The sequence below is a fragment of the Desulfosceptrum tomskiensis genome (assembly GCF_049818055.1).
Lineage (GTDB): Bacteria > Bacillota > Desulfotomaculia > Desulfotomaculales > JASEER01 > JBFLVT01.
This window is the reverse complement of record NZ_CP187479.1, coordinates 2,164,081-2,181,193: the sequence shown is the minus strand read 5'-3', so window position 1 is coordinate 2,181,193 and position 17,113 is coordinate 2,164,081. Positions and strand designations below refer to the sequence as shown.

Here is a 17,113-nt window from a genome sequence, read left to right as displayed (position 1 = left end):
TCTTATTTTTTCTAATAAATTGACAGAAGATTTATTGCCTCAATAACAAATAGTAATATAATTAAAACAAAAAGAGTAAAAGGGTTGGATAGGTTTGAACCTCAACTACCTGGAGACCTTTATCACGGTGGCCAACCAGAAAAGTTTCTCCCGCGCCGCCAAAGTTCTGAACCTCACACAACCCGCCGTAAGCAAACACATCGCACTCCTCGAGTCATTCTACGGAACGCGCCTTGTCAACCGCACCAGCAGACGGGTGAACCTTACCGACGCCGGGAACATCCTCTACGGCTACGCCAACGAAGTGATCAATACGCTGGCCCGCGCTGCGGAGGAGATCGGCTCTTTGGCCGACACGGTACGCGGCAGGCTCGTCGTGGGCGCCAGCACCATACCGGGGCATTACGTTCTCCCCGCCGTGATGGGCGAATACCGGAAACGTTATCCGGAGGTCACCATTTCCCTGGAGATTTCCAACACGGGGACCGTCGTCAACCGCCTGCTGGGCGAGGTCATCCACATCGGGGTGATCGGCGCGCCGGTAGCCGACGAACGGGTAGCCTGCGATCCCTTCGCGGTGGACGAGCTCGTCCTTATTGTTCCCCAAAACCATCCTTTCGCCGCCATGGAGTACGTCACCGGCCCCCAACTGCTGGACCAGAAGGTGGTCTGGCGCGAAGCGGAGTCGGGCACCAGGCGGACCGTGGAACAGCTGCTCGCCGCGGCAGGCATCCCGCCGGAGCGTTTCGTCACCACCGGCGAGTTCGGGAGCACCGAATCGGTGATCGCCGCGGTGGAGGCCGGGCTTGGCATCTCCTTCGTCTCCCGCTGGGCCGCGGAGAAGGCGCAGCACGGGGGAAGGCTCGCCATCGTGCCCATCAAGGACACCCCGTTAAAGCGCAACCTCTACGCCGTCTACCTGAAGGACCACTTCCTCCTGCCCCCGGTCCGGGCCTTCCTGAACCTGCTCAAGGAATGCAGCCTGTAGCAGTAAACCAGGAACCCAGCCGACAAGAGGCTGGGCTCCTTTTTGAATCATAGGGCCTACCAGGCCAACGACGGGTAAAGGGGGGAGCCTTCGGCTCCCCCCTGAGCCCCTTTCTTACACAGTAAAACACTTATTCAAGACTCTCCAGACTAGGGCTTTGTGCGCTTCTTTTCTTGACTGCAACCTCGTAGAAAACCGACGGAGCGCCACACCCTCCGGGAGCTTCAAGACCTTTTTCCATAGGTCTAGTTACATAGCCTGAACAGCCGGAGCGTTCAATTTTAACATAGTACTGTAGGACCTTTCCATCAAGGGACGGATCAAAGTAGTATCGATATACCCGAGTTCGCGCAGACAAGGCCGAGGGCAAGCGCACGGCCGAAAGACGCAAGCCGGATACTCATTTGCCGGTGGTCGGCCATACCGGAACAGAGAAAGGAACCCCGCAGGGTTCCTTTCCGTGTTCTGTGCTTACATTGGGCTTTAGCCGCAGGTGCCCTTATCGCCGCAGCCGGCGCACCCGCCGGTGTCGTTCGGGTTCTTGATGGTAAAACCGGCGCCGCGCCACGATGTAACGTAATCGACCACGCACCCTCTGAGGGCCTTGGCCGCCTCGCTGTCGACCACGAACTTCAGGTCGTTGATTTCCACCAGCGTGTCGTTAGGATTTACTGACTCATCCAGAGCCATCCCAAAACTGGGCCCGCCTCACCCGATGCCGCCGATATAGACACGGATCATGGCCTCCGGCTTGTTGTGGGTCGCCAGGACCTCTTTCAGCTTTCCTTGGGCGGCTTCAGTCACTTCTATCACGTGTTTTTCACCTCGATGTCACTAGTTTTTGCAGATCGATACTCCTAGGGGTATTTTATTGCGGGCCCGACCCAATGTCAATACGTCACTGCTGACTTCTTGACGATCGAATCGTTCTAGGCTATGCTAACCTTAGTATACCCTCAGGGGTATTAATACCAACCGGGAGGAATCGCGGTGCCAAACCTGGATCCTGATTCGGCCACCAAAATCATCAACCGCTTAAAAAGGATTGAAGGCCAAGCCCGGGGCATCCAGCGCATGATCGCCGAAGGGCAGGACTGCAAGCTCGTCGTCGGCCAGCTTAACGCCCTTCGGGCCGCCGTGCAAAACGCCACCAAAACGCTGATCGGCGAGTATCTCGAATGCTGCGTTAAGGCCGAACTGGCGCGCGGCGGGGATTGCCGGGAGGCGATTAAGAAAACCATGGACCTCCTGCTCGGCAGCAAGTAAGTAGTCGGCAGTCAGTGGCCGGTAGTCGATAGTCGGTCGTTAGTAGCCGGATTATTTATTGGGATTCGCGGTACGCGAATCCCTTCGAGTCTGACTACTGACTACCTTCCAGTACCTTTTTGGCCAGCTCGTAGTCGCTTAGCTTGTCAACATCTACTGCCACCTCGGGGTAGGGAGTTTCGATGACCCGCCCGCTGATGCCGATAAGCTGGGTCACCTTGCGCTCGGCGGATGCCAGGGACAGCGTTCCGAGGGCATACCGCAGGAGAAAGCCCGCACCGATCATTCTAGCCAGTTTGAGCGGTTTTTTACGGTTGGCCGCAAACTGCTCGCCGACCTTCCTGCACTTATCAAAGACCGCCGGGCGGAGGAGGACGATGTTGCCGCCCGTGAAACGCCCCTCGCGCAAGCGGACGTAGGTCCGCCGGGCCTCCGGGAATCTCTGCGCCACCACCCTTTCCGACACGACCGTGTAATAAAAATCGGCCTCGCGGTTGCCGCAGCGCGCGATGAAGTCGCTGACAGCCTCGGGGGGCAGCAGGGGGATATCGGCCGTCGCCACCAGGACGTGGTCGGCCCCGCGCTCGGCCGCAAGCCCCCTTCCCGCGTTTTCCATCAGGCTGTCACCGGATTCGACCACCCGGATCCTGCTGTCCGTAAAGACGCTCCTTACAGGCTCCGGGCCGACCACGGTGATGCGCGAGATCTGACCGGAATCCAGGATGGCCCGGACCACGTGGGCGACCATCGGCTCCCCGGCCACGGGCAGCAAGGCTTCCCAGCGCTCGTCGCCGGCCTCGCAGAGCGAGCCCCTGGTGGGAGCCCCGGCCAGAAGCACGCAGGGAATCATTTGTTGAACTCCTCCACGGCCACCAGCAGGCTGTTCTCGGCGCTTTCGATGTGCTCCCGCGCCAGTTGCTGGGCCAGCTCGATGTTGCGCTCGCTGATAGCCTCTACGATCTTGCGGTGCTCCACCAGCGCCTCCTTGGTCCGGCCCGGCCGGGACAGGGTAGTGAGGCGGAAGCGCTGGATCTGCTCCTGCAGATTGGTGACGATCTGGATCAGCCGCTGGTTCCTGCTGGCCCTGTAAATGACGTCGTGAAACTTGGTGTCTTCCTCGACGATGGCCTGGATATTCTGCGAGCTGGTGGTCTCCGCGTACCGGACCACCAGGCGCTCGAGCTCCTCGATTTCCTCCTCGGTGATCCGTTCGGCCGCCAGGCCGGCGGCCAGGGCTTCCAAGGCCGAGCGTACCTCGAAGACGTCAGTTATATCCTTGTCGGTTATCCCGGCCACGTATGCGCCCTTGCGCGGGACCATCACGACGAAGCCCTCCAGCTCCAGTTTGCGGATGGCCTCCCGGACGGGCGTCCGGCTGACTCCGAGTTCCTCGGCGAGCTGGAGTTCCATCAGGCGCTCGCCCGGCCGCAGGCGGCCCGTGATGATGGCTTCCCGCAGGGATTCGAAAACCACCTCGCGCAAAGGCTTGTAGCTGTCGAGCTTTACGGGGAGAAGCCGTCTCTGTTCTTCCATCTGGTTTGCCCCTCACGGATTTTACGTTCTATTTTACGCCCTTGGAGCGCTTGAAGCAACAAATTTCGGCTATAAGGTCTGTGTAGCGATCACCGTAAGGTCTCCCTCAAACCGGGTGGCGGCCTTGCGGGCATCCTCGGCCGAACGGTAGAGGCCGAACACTGTGGGCCCGCTGCCGGCCATCAGGGCCCCGAGGGCCCCTGTAGCCAGGATGCGCCGCTTTATAGCGGCCAGCTCGGGATAACGGGTCAGCGTCACCTGCTCCAAGTCGTTTCCCAGGCAGGCGGCCACCCTCTCCAGGCTGCCGCTCTCCACCGCCTCGACCATCCTCCTCGCATCCGAAAGCCGCTCGCGGGGGCCGCTGTCGTAAGCGGCGTATACTTGGGTCGTACTCACCCCGAACGGCGGCTTGACAAGGAGCACCCCGGCCGCCGGCAGGGCCGCAAGCTCAGTCAGAACGTCCCCTTTGCCCTCGGCGAACGCCGTCCTGCCGGCGAGGCAGAACGGGACGTCGGCCCCGAGTCCGGAGGCCAGGCCCAGCAGTTGCCCCATCTCAAGGCCCAGCCGCCAGAGCCTGTTTAAACCCGCCAAGGTCGCCGCCGCGTCGGCCGAGCCCCCGCCCAGCCCCGCGCTGACGGGAATGCGCTTTTCCAGGAGTATACGGGCGCCCAGGCGGCAACCCGTGGTACGGGCCAGCAGGCGCGCGGCCTTGACGACCAGGTTGTCCTCCCCTGCCGGTACCTCCGCGCCGTCCGCGACCAGGACGATCTCTTCATCTAACGGCGCAAACTCAAGAATATCGTGCAGTGCCAGACGCTGCATGACCGTTTCCAGGCGGTGGTACCCGTCCGGCAGCACGCCCACGACGTCCAGGCTCAAATTAATCTTGGCGTGTGCCTCGACACGCACCGTTTGGTACTCGACCATACGTTACCTCGTAAAGCATCGTTCAGCATTAGGTCTAAAGTCCAACATCCGGATCTGACACCAATACCTAACACCCAATTTGGCCTCTGGCATAAATTCTCCTTCCCGCCAGTAGAAATTCTAGGAAGCCTGTTTAGTAGTCGGTAGTCGGTATTCAGTAGTCGGTAGTTGAACCACAGGATTTAGGAAGGTATCAGGCTGAATCCGTAAGGATTCAGCTTGACTTACGACGTATGACCATATTTGGAGGAACGTGATGTTCGAGCTTTGGAGCAGCCTGCTGGCCGGGCTGGGGACCCTCTTCGGCGCCGCCGCCGTGCTCGCCGCCCGTCCCCGGCATCAGACGCTGGCTTTTTTCATGGGTTTGGCCTCGGCCGTAATGGTCGCCGTCGTCTGCGCCGACCTGGTACCCACGGCCATGCTCTTCGGCGGCCTCAACCTGACCGTCGGCGGAGTCCTGGCCGGCATTATCGTTGTGGCTGTTATGGACCTGCGGCTGGGGGCCGTCCTCGGCGCGTCCCGCAGCGGCTACCTCAAGGCCGGGGTTCTCGTGACCCTCGGCATTGCCCTGCACGACTTTCCCGAAGGCTTGGCCATTGCCGCCGGTTTTGCCGCCAAGCACAACCTCGGCCTTTTAATGGCTGTCGCCATCGGCATGCACAACGTCCCCGAGGGGATGGCCACCGCCGCCCCCTTACGGGCGGCCGGAGTGTCACCCGTAAGGATCCTGCTCGTCAACGCCGCTCTCAGCCTGGTTACCCCCCTGGGCACGCTCGCCGGCATTTTAATCACCAAAACGACCGTCCACTCCATCTCCGTCCTCTCCGCGGCAGCGGCCGGTGCTATGCTGTACATCGTGGTCTTCGAGCTCCTGCCGCGCTCGCTGTCCGAGGGCGCCTCAAGCGCGCTGCGGGGGATGGCCGCCGGTTTGCTGCTCTTCGGTGTGCTCTGCCTATTTCTTTAACAGCAGGAAGGCCCCGCCGGCCATCAGCAGCGCCCCGGCCACCCGGCACCAGCTGAAGGGTATCTTCTGCAGGCCGAACCAGCCCATGTGGTCGATGACCGCCGCCGTCAGCACCTGGCCGATGATGATGGCGGTGGTGGCCGGGGCCACGCCGACCTTAGGCATCGCTCGCATCACGCCGTAAACGATGGCCACGCCCAGGACCCCGCCGAGGTAACTGTACCATGGGGCCTGGGAGAGTTTGGCCGTAAACCCCCATCCGGCTCCGAAAAGAAAAAGCAGGGCCGTCACCAGGGCCAGCCCGACAATGTGGACTACGAAAGTCGCTTGCAAAAGGCCGATAATCAAGCTCAGTCCCGAGTTGATGGCCCCTTGAAAGGCCATCGTCACCCCGGACAAGCCCGCGATCAGCAACGCCAGAAGTTGTGCGCTCACCGGGAACCTCCTTTCCCCGCTAGTATCTGCCCGGCGAGCACACCATATCCCAGCCCGGCACTCAACTGAATGAGTGAAGACCAATCACAACAAAACCCCGTTAAACCAGAGCGAAAGCCTGGAATTGGTAACCAAACCGTATGTTCAGTTGAGTGCCGGGTTCACTTGAGTGCTGGGGCGCCCGAAATTCCACTGCAGCACTTCCGGTTTCGGTTTAGGCCTCTTTTTCTTCTCCGGCGGGTCCCCGGTTAAACCCGCCGCCTTTTCTTCTTTTTCGTCCTGCGGCTGGGCGGGGGCCTTGACCGGGGGAGCCTGCGGGGGAAAGGCTTGCATCAGCGTCGAAAAGGCCGACATCAAACCCGGCAGGTCGATCCCTTCCCGGCCGGGGGAGTCATCCTGCCCGTCCTCGGCGGGATTTTCCACGCCTTCTTCCGCCTGGTCCCCCGCTTTGGCCGCCGGACCCGGCGGCCTGGGCGAGGTCTGGAGCAGCGTCAGCAAGGCGGGCAGCAGGGCCTGCAGGTTGGCCCCCTGCCGGTTGGGCGGCCCGGCAGGCTGCTGGCCCGCCCCCGCGCTTTCGGTCTCTTTGCCCCTGCCGCTCAGCAACTGCCCCAGGGCGGCCAGCGGGTCGCGCAGCGGGACCGCGTCCGCCCGGCCCTTCGGCGCAGCAATGCGACGCTCCAGGATCTCCAGAATCAGAGAGGTGTTGTACACGCTCATGAAAAGGAGCATATCGTCTTGGCTCAAACCGTGGCGGACCTGAAACTGCAGCAGGTCCAGCAGCATTCCCAGCGCGCCGCGCCGGGGCTTTCCTTCTTGAGTCCCCAAAAATCCCCCTCCTCCTTCCTTACCGGTAGTCGGTAGTAGTAGTCGGTAGCGGCGGTCGGACGGCCAAATCCGAACCGCGCTGTTCATGGGCGGACAAACCAAATTGCTTTTAGAAACGTATCGCTTACTGCCTGTGTTCGTGGGGTTAAAGTGAGAATTAAAAAGGAAGCTTGAATCCCAGTTGCCTTTCCAGTTGGGCCTTGGCCTTCACCCTCGCATCGACGATCACTCGGTCGAAGCACTCGGCCAGCGCGTCCTCCAGCGCCGCCGGGTCCTTGCCGGCGTCTTCGGCCAGCTTGACCTGCAGGACTTTCTGCTGGCCGTCCATGGTCACCCTTACCAGGTCGTTTGACGCCTCCACAACAATGGAGGCCAGGGCCTCGCGGATTCCCGGCCAAATGCCCAAAAGGCCTCCCAGATTGCCAAACACCTGAGCAAAACCTCCTCTGTCAGGGCGTTTTTCGCCTATCCCCGAACGCCCGGCATCCTCACAGGTTTACGTCCTCTCACAACGTCAGTATATTCTTTTCCCCCCTGATACCGTGTCGTCACCAATCCCCGTCCTGTGACATAACTTGTTTGTAAAAAAAGGAAGATTGCGGGTGACAGTCTTGCAACACTACCGTGAGGCACTGGATAAACACCGTTGGCAGTTAATGCTTCTGCCCAACGTCGTCGGCGTCGGCGTCGGCTTCAAAAGGATCAACGGCGAAGACACCGGCCAGGAAGCCCTGGTCGTCTTTGTCAGCGAGAAGGTGCCCGAAGAAACGCTCCCCCGGGCGTACCGCATCCCCAGGCGTATTGAAGGGCTCCCGACTGACGTCGTCAGCGTCGGCGAGATACGCCTGCTCGGCGAGCGGGTCGCGCGCAAAAGACCCGCTTCCCCCGGCGTAAGCATCGGGCATTATCGAATCAGCGCCGGGACATTCGGCGCCGTGGTCTACGACAGCCGCTCCGGCGAACCGCTGATCCTCTCCAACAACCACATCCTGGCCAACAACTCAAACGGCAAAGACCATCGCGCCCGGTGCGGCGATCCTATCCTGCAGCCGGGGCCCTACGACGGCGGCACGAAGGAAAACGACGCCATCGGGTCACTGTACCGCTTCGCGCCTTTGCATTACAGCGTCAAAAGAGAGCCCGGCGCCGCGGCCGCACGCTACGAGCCCCTTTTGGACCGCCTGGCGGGCGCTGCTTACCGTCCCCCGTTCAGGTGGAAGTACCAGCGGTATGTTTTCAGCAGGCGCAACTTCATCGACGCCGCGCTGGCCAGGCCGGTCGACCTGGAGGCGATCAGCCCCGAAATCCTGGATGTCGGGATGTGCACGTCAACCGGCTCCCCCGCCGTCGGGATGCTGGTCAAAAAAAGCGGGCGGACGACGGGATTGACCCACGGCGAGGTCCGGTACCTGCACAGCACCATCTTCGTGCAGATATCCAAGAAGGCCGGCGCCGTTTTCGAAGACCAGATCATCTGCAGTTCCATGAGTTCCGCGGGAGACAGCGGTTCCCTGGTCGTCGACGAGGATAACAGGGCTATCGGTCTTTTGTTTGCCGGGTCTGCGGAGGTGACCGCCGCCAACAGCATTAATTACGTGACCAGGTTGCTGGGCGTACAGTTTGCAAAACAGGAGGGATAACGTTGACAGAAGGAAACGGGAAACGGCAAAGGCTCTTCAGCGGCGGCAATCTGCTGTTTATCCTGTTGGTCATCCTGCTGGCGAGCCGCGATCAGGCCTTTGAAACAAAACTCGAAACGATCGCCCAGATTTCGCTGACCACCAAAGACACCATCTGTAAAATCCGCGACAACGTCAACAGTATCCAGGACCTGATGACCGCGGCAAGCGCCTTGCAAGGGAAGCGCCGCTAAAGACTAAAACCCCGGCCTTGCTTTGAGCAAGGCCGGGGTTTTAGTGACGGCGGCCCCGGTGCGGCAGCTATTCCGGTTTCTTTTGCGCCATCAGGGAATCAATCAACCGCGCCAGAGCCTGGTGGTCCTGTCCGGGCATGGTCTGCTTGAGCATCTCCATAACCCCGGAGACCATGTTGTTGACTTTATCCCTGTCCAGGGAATTCTTAAAGTTTTCCAGGGCTTTGATATCCAAGCTCTGCAGCATGCTCCTGATCGGCTCGGGAAAGTCTTTAAGATCGATGTTTGAATGCTCCATGCGCACTGCTCCTTCTCAATCAAGGTTAATACATTACTATGTACCGGAACCTCTTTTTGCGCCTACCAAAAGAGAGGTCTTGAGGCCAGAGGTCGAAAGTCGGAACGGAAGCGCAATTTACGACGACAGTCACAGCATTTTTTCTTTCTACATAAGCTGGTAAGCACAAGGAGATTAGTCAATGCCCGCCTTTACTGGCATGACATGGACAAATGCCGCCCCCAAACAGAACTTTTCGGAAGGACGTGTATATGGTGCAAGCAGGCATAGCGAGAGGAATAACTGTAGTGGGGAAACTGGTTGCCAGGCTCGACGAGTTGGAAAGAAAACAAAACATGCAGGCCCAAAGCATTAACAGCATCGTAACCAAACTGGATCAGTTGACGGAGCAGATCACCAACCTGTCAGCCCTTCTCCAAGGGGACACGTTAATCTCTGATTCTAAACCCGTACCTTTGGCGGAGCCGTCGGCATCATGGATATACACTGCAAAACACTACGCCAGAATAGGAAAGACGGTAGGACTGGTAATAGAAAATATTGCCAACATGACTATGACGCTCATCGACTCCATTGACTCCGCCAAGGATAGCAATAAGTCTTTTAAACCTTTATCCGGGATTCAAAGCGCACCGTCAGGCAGTGAGATAGATTTCTCCAACATCTTGCAGACGATCACCAGGCTCTTCCAAGGGCTGACGGCAACGGAAGCCGGCAAAGAAGATCCTCCCCCTGCCGAACCATCCGGCGGCGACGAATAGGCAGTTTAATTTCTTAACAACTGAAAGATTTAACTTGCCCAGGCTGCTGATAGGACCTTATCAGCAGCCTTTTTCATTGCACCTACGCCCTCTGGAATTCGAACCTATCGTGGAGAGAGTCACAACATCTTCTCCTCAATCATAGACTGGTAAACAAAAGAAAAACAACCATGGCTAACCTTTGAAAGGATTATTTGCCATAAGTTATCGAACTATTTCAGGAAGGGCGTGTTTAATATGGAATTGGACGCAAGTACAGTGGAAAAACTGGTCGCCAGGATTGACGGACTGGAGGGTGCCCAGAAATCACAGGGGGAAGACATCAATCTTATCGCTGCCAAATTGGACCATCTGACCGAAAAGATCAACCAACTGTCGGTGCAACTTCAAGAAGGGCCTTCAGGCCATCAGCCGAAACCCTCGCCGCCGGCGACCTGGATTGATCTCGTAAAACATTATGCCAACCTGGGGAAGATGACCGGAAAGGCAATAGAAACTATGGCCGACACGGTTACGGCCTTAGTCGACTCACTTTCCTCCATTCAGGTCAGTAATCTGCCGAAAACCCGATCCAAGAAAGTGATAAACATTCCAGGCTTGAAATTATAACCTCTCCCAAATATGTCGATAATCCCACTATAAGTGGAACATTTTCCCACCAAAGGCATATTTTATATCAGAACGCTCACCTGGGTGGCGTTTCAAAAACCTTAATTAAGGAGGAATAAAAATTATGTCAGACGCTTTGGTTGAAGAGAACGTTGAAATCAAGGCCTTCCCGGGAAATACTGGGGGCATGGTGCTAGGGTCATTGTTTATCACCCTAGGCATCCTCATCATAGTTCTTCTCCCAGGTATCTTCAAACTTCTTGGTCTGCTCCTGGTAATCGCCGGGGCCATCATCTTCGCCTTCTAAGGAGAACCGACACGGCTGCTTCCCAGTCGTTGAACAGGCACCCGGGCGCTGCACCCAGGTGCCTGTTTTAATGTGCCTATACGGCCCGCCGAAACGTTGAGCCACTTCCGCAAAAAGCGAAAGTGGCTCAACTGCTTAGCTGGCGAGGTTGTTATTCTTCCTTAGCCCAGTCCCCGGCAAACCACCAGGACGGTTCCCGGCTGCAGGTTGTTGCAGTCGACGCCGGGGTTGCGGGCCTGGATGTCGGCGACTGTGGTGTTGTTCGCACGTGCTATAGAGAAACACGTGTCTCCCGGTCGGACAGTAACGTTAATCAAGGTGCCGGGGCAGGGCAGCTCGGGTACCTCAGGCTGCAGCACGAGGCAGACGAAGATGATCGGCTGCTGGATGCGGGTGACCTTGACGGCGACCCTGACGACCAGGTCGATGGCGACCGTGCGCTTGTTTACCAGCTCGCAGTCGGAGAACTCGATCTGCACGGTAACGGCGACGTTGTCGTCATCGGTGATGTCGACAGGAAATTCGACGAACGTCGTCCAGGGGACCTCCGTCGTAAAGGCGTGTACGGGCTGGCTCGGGACGTTGGCCACGTAGAGCACCTTGACTACGGCTACGCCGCGGACCAGAACCTTGTCGGCCCCGGGCAGGATCTCGGTCTCCTCGACGCGGTTCTCCACCACGATACACTCGAGGGCCTTCTCGGCGTCGGGTTTCTGGTCGGGGATGTCGGCCTCGTCGCGCACGACGACCTGCGTTGCTCTCCGGCCGAGCACGACATCGCTGCGGATCCTGCGCGGCTCGACACCCGGAATGGGCTGCCGGAGGGCCGTAACGACGGTGATCTCGCGGGTGCGGGTGACCTCGGCCCTGAGCTGAATGACAGCGTTGATACTGATGCTGCACTCGCCCTTGGCGCGGGCGCTGACGTCTTCGATCGTGACCACCGTTTCGACCACGTCGTCCGGGGCCACCGGCCGGTTGAGTTCCACGAACTGGGTGAAGGGTATGTCGACATGGACGTGGTGTACGGGCTGGTCGCCCTGCCAGGTCTTGGCGACGTACACGATCTGCAGCTTCAGGACGCCTTCGACGACAACCTTGCGGTCGTTGATGATCTCGGTGCTGCGGATAACGACATCGGCAATGACACTAAGAACTTTTTCCGGACACGGCTTCTTCCCCTGCGTAATCTCGCGGACGTCCACCTGGTCGCTGATGATGACCTGCCGTTCGCCAAAAGCGATAACCTCTTCCAGCTCGATGGTCCCCAGGGTGGCGCCGGGGGCGTTGACCAGGATCCTCGTGGGCTCGGTCTTGGTAACCTTGACAAACTTTTTAATGATGACGGTCACCAAAATCTCCCGCTTGCCCGGCACGCAGCAGGCGTCCCCGTGGTGGCGCGTGGCGTTCATCTTCAGCCCGGCCTTGCAGGTCTCGACCATCAGCTGGACGAAGACGTCGGCGTCGTCGCCCACCTGCAGCCCCGGGACCTCAACGGACTGGGTGAAGGTAACCTCCTGTTCGACGTGGTGCACGGGCTGGTCGCCCTTCGGCACGTCGGCGACGTAGGTCACTTGCACGTCGGCCACACCCTGGATGATTACCTTGTTCTTAATCTTCTCTATTTTCGTGACGCGTGCCGTAGCGGTACAATCGATGACTTGTTCGACCGGGGGCTTTTCCGGGGGCACCGTAATGGTGGCCCGCACAGCAACCTGCGTGCGCTCCTCGCCGAGTACCCGGCGAACGAGAAACTCACGGCATTGTATGGGCGCGGGTGCTACTTGCGACAAACACAATTCCTCCTTTCGGCATTCTGGTATAATATATGCCGCTCAGGAGGAATTGTGAGAAATGTGATAACTAACCTATAAACATTTGCACGAACATTTTACCATAGGGACCACCATTTACCACCCCGATGCCCACCTTGGTGTAATTGGGGCTTAGGATGTTGGCCCGGTGGCCCGGCGAGTTCATCAGGTTAGTGTGGGCCGAGTCCACGGTAGGGGCTCCGGCCAGGTTTTCGCCGGCCGCCCTGTAGGTCACCCCGTACTTCCGCATCATATCGAAGGGAGAGCCGTAGGTCGGGCTCTCGTGGGCGAAGTAGCGGTTGTCGATCATGTCCCGGGCCTTCATCCGGGCCAGCTTGACGAGCTGGGGATCCATCGCCAGAGGCTTTAAGCCGTTGGCCGCCCGCTCTTTGTTCACCAGCTCCAGCATTTTGAGTTCATCGGCGCTGTAAGTCACCCCTCCCGAGGGCGGAGCAGGGTTGGGCTGGGCGGGAGGCGCGCTGGGCGGGGGGACCGGCTTCGACGCCGGATCAGGCGGATTAACGGACGGGGGCGGTGTCGGCCCGGGCTGCGGCGCCGGCTGCGGAACAGGCTTGGACGGGGACAGCGGAATACTGATCCGGTAGCGGATAACCTTGTAAAACGTACCGGGCGTAAGCGTACCATTGTCAGAGCTCTTACCGCATTCGAACGTCCCCCCCCGGCTTGCCAATGCGGTCGATGTACCGTTAACAAAACGGGAACCGGCGGAATTGTTCGGCATACCGCCGGTGCAGCCGTTGCCGGGCGCCTGCTTTTCAGTCAGTTTGACAACGGTGCCGGAACTGGTTGAATTACAGCCGGAATAACCTTTCTCCTCCGGCGTGCCGGTGTTTTTAGCGGCGGCGACGGAAAATCCGGCGTCACCCACGGCATTACCGGGACAGTTATAGCCGGTACCCTGTTTTTCCGCCAGTTTAAAGGAACCGTAATTGGATGAATAGTAGACGCAACGCCCTTTCTCCGCCGCCGCGCCGGTGCTTTTGACGGCAACGGCGGAAAAGCCGGCATTCTGGAAGCCGGCCTTGATGCAGTCAACGATTTTGACTCCGTCAAAACACGGCTCCTGGGCGAAGGCTAAAAGCGGCAACGACAGCAAGGAAAACACCAGACAGACCGCGAATACGACAGACAACCTCTTCTTCCAAAACTGCATTAAACCCCTCCTTTTTCCTATTTTGGAACTCGTCCACCTATAGAATAAGATGAATGTACAAATCGGACAACTTTGGTAAATCAGGCTGAGCCCTGCTGAAATAGGATAATAAAGGAGGGTTGGGAGAGTTATGGCGGATAATGACGTATTTTGCATAGATGCTAAGATTAACCAAATTGGAGCGTTTCTGCTTCCAGCCCCATCTTTTCGAGCAACTGCTTGGCTTCCTGCTCAGCGGGACCGCTGACCACCAGTTTTATAAGTCCGGCTTCCACCAGCTTTTTGAACTTTTTCAGGAGAAGAGAAGGTTCGGACAGTGTATCGTCGGGACAGACTTCGGCGATACCGGCCGCAAAGCCGTTGTTGTACCCAAGGGTGCTCCCCTCGCTGAAACCCTTTTCGTACCCGGCCTCGAATCCTTCGGCAAAGCCCTGGTTGTAGCCCAACTCCCGCTCGTGCTTGGTCATAGTCACTTCTCCCCGCCAAGCTATCCCTTAAAAAGAGGTCCGAAACCAGAAGTCAGAGGTCTGACCTGGAAGCGATGCCCTGCGATCGCAAGTCAGCCATGCCCGTTTTTGACATGATATTAAGCAATCCCGTCAATTGCCCCTGAAATAAACCATATTCTGGCGGACCGTTAACGTTCGAAGGTTTATTGACATAAGTACCCGCACCTGTCGTGCGCCGACTTCGTCATCCTGGCACGCAAGTCAGCCCCGGTACAAGACGGTGATCAGGGTGAAGCCCCTGTTGGCAACGGCTGAGCCCATAAGCTGCACCCGGCCGCGGCCAAGGGACACGAAATCCTCGGGCCCTTCATAATCCCAAACGTGCTCGGGGTCGGAAGAGCCCCACTTCCAGGGCGTGGTGATTAACAGCAGACCCGCGGGCTTGAGCAGGTCAATCACGCGGCTGAGAAACGGCGCCGGCTCCGCGACGTGCTCCATGACCTCGCTGACCACGGCGATGTCGAACTTACCGTGGGGTAGATTGAACGAATCCCCGCTGGCCAGGTGCAGCGAGGCCCCCGGGCAGTTTTGCCCGGCCGTCAGCAGGCCCTCGGCGGAGATGTCCGTGCCGAAGAGTTGGTACTCCGGCCGGTGGCGGCTGAGAAATTTCAGGAATTCCCCGGCACCGCACCCGACGTCGACGAGGGTGTGGGAGCCCTGCGGCAGGTATAGCAGCATGGGACGCCACAGGTCCTCGTACAGCCGACGGCGCCCCGCCGCCCGCTCCCGGGCGTAAACCCGGTCCCAGTAAGCAGGGGTATTGATATTCTCCTGTCGGTTGCGCTTCAATGCCGTCACCTCAAGCCGGTCCCTTGACCATTCTTACGGGATCGGATTCGTTATCAAGCCATTTTTTCAGGCGCGGCTTTTGGTCCAAGATCGACCGGTATTGCCCCAAGTCGCCGTAACGCCCGTGGGGGTCCGATTCCATGTAACGCCGGTATTTGTTCAGGCGGTCCTCCCGGCTCGCCCATCCCAAGTGCTTGACGCGCAGATCCGACGACGCCGTGGGCAACAAGACGATGTTCTTGGGAAACCTCCCGCAATGCAGGGGGGTTTCCTGCCACTGGTACGGGAAATGGGGCTGGTATCTGACTAGAAACGGACTGTAACGCAGGTGCGCCTTCCAGAATTCGTCCTCGCGGTAATGCTCCATGTCCCAGAAATCGAACAGCCGAAAGGCATAGACGTCGATGTTCGGCCGGCTGATCAAGGTCCTCAGCTCGGACACCGCCCTGTCTTCGAACATTTCGTCGGCATCCAGGATAAGGATCCAGTCGGGCTGCGTCTGCACGGCCAGGTCCCAGAGTTGCTTGCGGATGTTGATCTCGTTGGCGAACCCCGGCGACTGGTTGACGTGAATGAAGACGGGGATGTCTTGCAAGACGTCGCGGCAGATCTCCACGGTGGCGTCGGTGCTGGCGTCGTCGAGGATCACGGCTTCGTCCACGTATTGGGCGGCGTGCCGTAGAACGGCGGGCAGATACCGGCCGGCCTCGTTGCGCACGAGCATAGCCAGAGTCAGTTTTTGCGGGCCGGGCCTGACTACCCGGGTATAATCTTTATAACTGGAGGTTATCACCGCGGGCGCCCGGCACGGTCCGGCATGCTCTTGTGCCTCGCAGCCGTCGATCTTCCACCAGTCCAGCTTGACCATGCGCACCCGCAGCCGCACGGCTTTCTCCGTCCGCTGCCCCTCCTCCGAACCCCTCAGGTTCAAAACCACGGCCAGGTCGCACCGGCTGAGGCCGTCGTCAAACGAGGGGTCAGCAACATCCGCCGTCTCGGCCCGCAGGATCGTCTTGCGTCTCGCGATCTCGCGCCTGTTCTCCCGCAGCCCCTGCAACTCCCTCCAGCCCCGCGCCGTGAAGTGCTGACGGTAGGCCTCCTCGTCCGACCTTCGCCGGAAGTCTGCGCTCAAGAGGTTTTCCAGCGCGTTCTGGATGATCGTGCTGATCTCGTGGGTGTAGGCTTTGATGCTCATCTCGCGGAACGATTCGACGTACCGGGCCACCCCGTCGAGTTCGGCCCGCCGGTAGACGTGGTAGGCCGGCAAACAGGTGTCCACGAACAGCTCAAAGCCCAGGGCCACGGCGCGAATGCAGAGGTGGCGGTCCTCGCCCATGAACGAGACGTTGTAGATCTCGTCAAAAGAGACGCCTCTTTGCAGGGCCCTGAGGGAAAACAGGGTCAGCGCCCCCAGGCCCCCGACCCTGTACACGCCCGGCCGGCGCAGCATTTTTACAAACTCGCTGACCCTGCGCATTTTCTCTTCCTCGCTGATCTGCTCGTCTCTCCGCCGCCAGTACGTGGTGTAGCTGTCGGCCAGCCACACCTGCGGCGCCTCCTCGGTGTCCGGCCTGAACCTCGTCCAGAAGATTTCCGAGATGATGTCCTTGCCCCTGGCGATCAGGCACAAAAGCGTCTCGGGATGCAGCACCAGGTCCGAGTCAAGGAGCAGGAGGTAGTCGTAATGCCCTTTCTTGCAGTGCTCCATGATCTTGTTCTTGTTGCGCGTCACCCTCTGGACCAGCTCTTCAGTCCAGTGGTGGTGCACCTCGTCCTTAACGAAAGGGGTCCGCGGCATCTCGTTGCGCGCGATGAACACCTTGGCGCGCAGAGGGCGGAAACCGTACAACAGCTTTGAAGAGGCCGGATCGTCGTTGTCGTCGACGAACATGTAGTCGACAGCCAAGCCGGCGGTGTTCAAGTCGCGGATGGAATCCAGGAAGCATTCGAGTATCTCGGGTTCCTGGCGGACACTGCTCCCGATCAAGACTTTCTTCACCATGCTTCAGCTCCCCAGTACGTCTTGTTATCTTCTGACGGT

Annotated in this window: 21 protein-coding genes; 8 read left to right on the top strand and 13 right to left on the bottom strand. The window is 59.0% G+C overall.

Going from position 1 to position 17,113, the window contains the following annotated elements; genetic code table 11:
- Positions 1-94 precede the first annotated feature (94 nt).
- Positions 95-988 carry a selenium metabolism-associated LysR family transcriptional regulator gene (locus ACPV0M_RS11100; protein WP_425620694.1) on the top strand — a complete coding sequence of 298 codons (894 nt, stop codon included), beginning with the start codon at positions 95-97 and terminating at the stop codon, positions 986-988.
- Between the two features lie 483 nt (positions 989-1,471).
- Here ACPV0M_RS11100 and ACPV0M_RS11095 read toward each other — a convergent pair whose 3' ends face one another.
- Entirely contained in the window at positions 1,472-1,678 is a 207-nt protein-coding gene (locus tag ACPV0M_RS11095; protein ID WP_425620693.1) for a HesB/IscA family protein, read from the bottom strand.
- Positions 1,679-1,978: 300 nt separating this feature from the next.
- Here ACPV0M_RS11095 and ACPV0M_RS11090 point away from each other — a divergent pair, with 300 nt between their 5' ends.
- Positions 1,979-2,254, top strand: coding sequence for a metal-sensitive transcriptional regulator (locus ACPV0M_RS11090; RefSeq protein ID WP_425620692.1), 276 nt, complete (start codon positions 1,979-1,981; stop codon positions 2,252-2,254).
- Positions 2,255-2,348: 94 nt separating this feature from the next.
- Here the strand turns inward: ACPV0M_RS11090 and ACPV0M_RS11085 are convergent, their stop codons facing one another.
- The 3 genes from ACPV0M_RS11085 to ispE form a co-directional block, all read right to left on the bottom strand.
- Entirely contained in the window at positions 2,349-3,104 is a 756-nt protein-coding gene (locus tag ACPV0M_RS11085; RefSeq protein ID WP_425620691.1) for an NTP transferase domain-containing protein, read from the bottom strand.
- Positions 3,101-3,787 carry a GntR family transcriptional regulator gene (locus ACPV0M_RS11080; RefSeq protein ID WP_425620690.1) on the bottom strand — a complete coding sequence of 229 codons (687 nt, stop codon included), beginning with the start codon at positions 3,785-3,787 and terminating at the stop codon, positions 3,101-3,103. Before ACPV0M_RS11080 ends, ACPV0M_RS11085 begins: the two co-directional genes overlap by 4 nt.
- Positions 3,788-3,856: 69 nt before the next feature.
- Positions 3,857-4,714, bottom strand: a complete 858-nt coding sequence (gene ispE, locus ACPV0M_RS11075; RefSeq protein ID WP_425620689.1) for a 4-(cytidine 5'-diphospho)-2-C-methyl-D-erythritol kinase — start codon at positions 4,712-4,714, stop codon at positions 3,857-3,859.
- Positions 4,715-4,970: 256 nt separating this feature from the next.
- Between ispE and ACPV0M_RS11070 the strand changes: the two genes are divergently transcribed.
- Positions 4,971-5,678: a ZIP family metal transporter gene (locus ACPV0M_RS11070; protein ID WP_425620688.1), complete on the top strand. Its 708-nt coding sequence runs from the start codon at positions 4,971-4,973 to the stop codon at positions 5,676-5,678.
- Here the strand turns inward: ACPV0M_RS11070 and ACPV0M_RS11065 are convergent.
- The 3 genes from ACPV0M_RS11065 to ACPV0M_RS11055 form a co-directional block, all read right to left on the bottom strand.
- Entirely contained in the window at positions 5,667-6,113 is a 447-nt protein-coding gene (locus ACPV0M_RS11065) for a DMT family transporter (RefSeq protein ID WP_425620687.1), read from the bottom strand. The two genes, ACPV0M_RS11070 and ACPV0M_RS11065, sit on opposite strands and share 12 nt — an antisense overlap.
- Before the next feature lie 144 nt (positions 6,114-6,257).
- A complete protein-coding gene (locus ACPV0M_RS11060; RefSeq protein ID WP_425620686.1) occupies positions 6,258-6,938 on the bottom strand; it encodes a hypothetical protein in 681 nt (226 codons plus the stop codon).
- A gap of 157 nt (positions 6,939-7,095) precedes the next feature.
- On the bottom strand, positions 7,096-7,368 hold the full coding sequence (locus tag ACPV0M_RS11055) for a YbaB/EbfC family nucleoid-associated protein (RefSeq protein WP_425620685.1): 273 nt from the start codon (positions 7,366-7,368) through the stop codon (positions 7,096-7,098).
- 172 nt (positions 7,369-7,540) lie between these two features.
- Here ACPV0M_RS11055 and ACPV0M_RS11050 point away from each other — a divergent pair, with 172 nt between their 5' ends.
- On the top strand, positions 7,541-8,578 hold the full coding sequence (locus ACPV0M_RS11050; protein ID WP_425620684.1) for a hypothetical protein: 1,038 nt from the start codon (positions 7,541-7,543) through the stop codon (positions 8,576-8,578).
- 2 nt (positions 8,579-8,580) lie between these two features.
- Positions 8,581-8,811, top strand: a complete 231-nt coding sequence (locus tag ACPV0M_RS11045) for a hypothetical protein (RefSeq protein ID WP_425620683.1) — start codon at positions 8,581-8,583, stop codon at positions 8,809-8,811.
- A 67-nt stretch (positions 8,812-8,878) separates the two neighbouring features.
- Here the strand turns inward: ACPV0M_RS11045 and ACPV0M_RS11040 are convergent, their stop codons facing one another.
- On the bottom strand, positions 8,879-9,109 hold the full coding sequence (locus ACPV0M_RS11040) for a hypothetical protein (protein WP_425620682.1): 231 nt from the start codon (positions 9,107-9,109) through the stop codon (positions 8,879-8,881).
- 287 nt (positions 9,110-9,396) lie between these two features.
- Here ACPV0M_RS11040 and ACPV0M_RS11035 point away from each other — a divergent pair, with 287 nt between their 5' ends.
- The 3 genes from ACPV0M_RS11035 to ACPV0M_RS11025 all read left to right on the top strand — a co-directional run bounded on the left by ACPV0M_RS11035 (position 9,397) and on the right by ACPV0M_RS11025 (position 10,786).
- Positions 9,397-9,870, top strand: a complete 474-nt coding sequence (locus ACPV0M_RS11035) for a hypothetical protein (RefSeq protein ID WP_425620681.1) — start codon at positions 9,397-9,399, stop codon at positions 9,868-9,870.
- Positions 9,871-10,128: 258 nt separating this feature from the next.
- Entirely contained in the window at positions 10,129-10,479 is a 351-nt protein-coding gene (locus tag ACPV0M_RS11030; RefSeq protein WP_425620680.1) for a hypothetical protein, read from the top strand.
- 124 nt (positions 10,480-10,603) lie between these two features.
- Positions 10,604-10,786, top strand: coding sequence for a hypothetical protein (locus ACPV0M_RS11025; RefSeq protein WP_425620679.1), 183 nt, complete (start codon positions 10,604-10,606; stop codon positions 10,784-10,786).
- 161 nt (positions 10,787-10,947) lie between these two features.
- On the opposite strand, the gene ACPV0M_RS11020 is transcribed toward ACPV0M_RS11025, so the two are convergent.
- The 5 genes from ACPV0M_RS11020 to ACPV0M_RS11000 form a co-directional block, all read right to left on the bottom strand.
- A complete protein-coding gene (locus ACPV0M_RS11020; protein ID WP_425620678.1) occupies positions 10,948-12,579 on the bottom strand; it encodes an SPOCS domain-containing protein in 1,632 nt (543 codons plus the stop codon).
- A 70-nt stretch (positions 12,580-12,649) separates the two neighbouring features.
- Positions 12,650-13,774 carry a CAP domain-containing protein gene (locus ACPV0M_RS11015; RefSeq protein ID WP_425620677.1) on the bottom strand — a complete coding sequence of 375 codons (1,125 nt, stop codon included), beginning with the start codon at positions 13,772-13,774 and terminating at the stop codon, positions 12,650-12,652.
- Between the two features lie 167 nt (positions 13,775-13,941).
- Entirely contained in the window at positions 13,942-14,241 is a 300-nt protein-coding gene (locus ACPV0M_RS11010) for a hypothetical protein (RefSeq protein WP_425620676.1), read from the bottom strand.
- Positions 14,242-14,484: 243 nt separating this feature from the next.
- Positions 14,485-15,072, bottom strand: coding sequence for a class I SAM-dependent methyltransferase (locus tag ACPV0M_RS11005; RefSeq protein ID WP_425620675.1), 588 nt, complete (start codon positions 15,070-15,072; stop codon positions 14,485-14,487).
- Positions 15,073-15,082: 10 nt separating this feature from the next.
- Positions 15,083-17,074 carry a glycosyltransferase gene (locus ACPV0M_RS11000; protein ID WP_425620674.1) on the bottom strand — a complete coding sequence of 664 codons (1,992 nt, stop codon included), beginning with the start codon at positions 17,072-17,074 and terminating at the stop codon, positions 15,083-15,085.
- Positions 17,075-17,113: the final 39 nt, after the last annotated feature.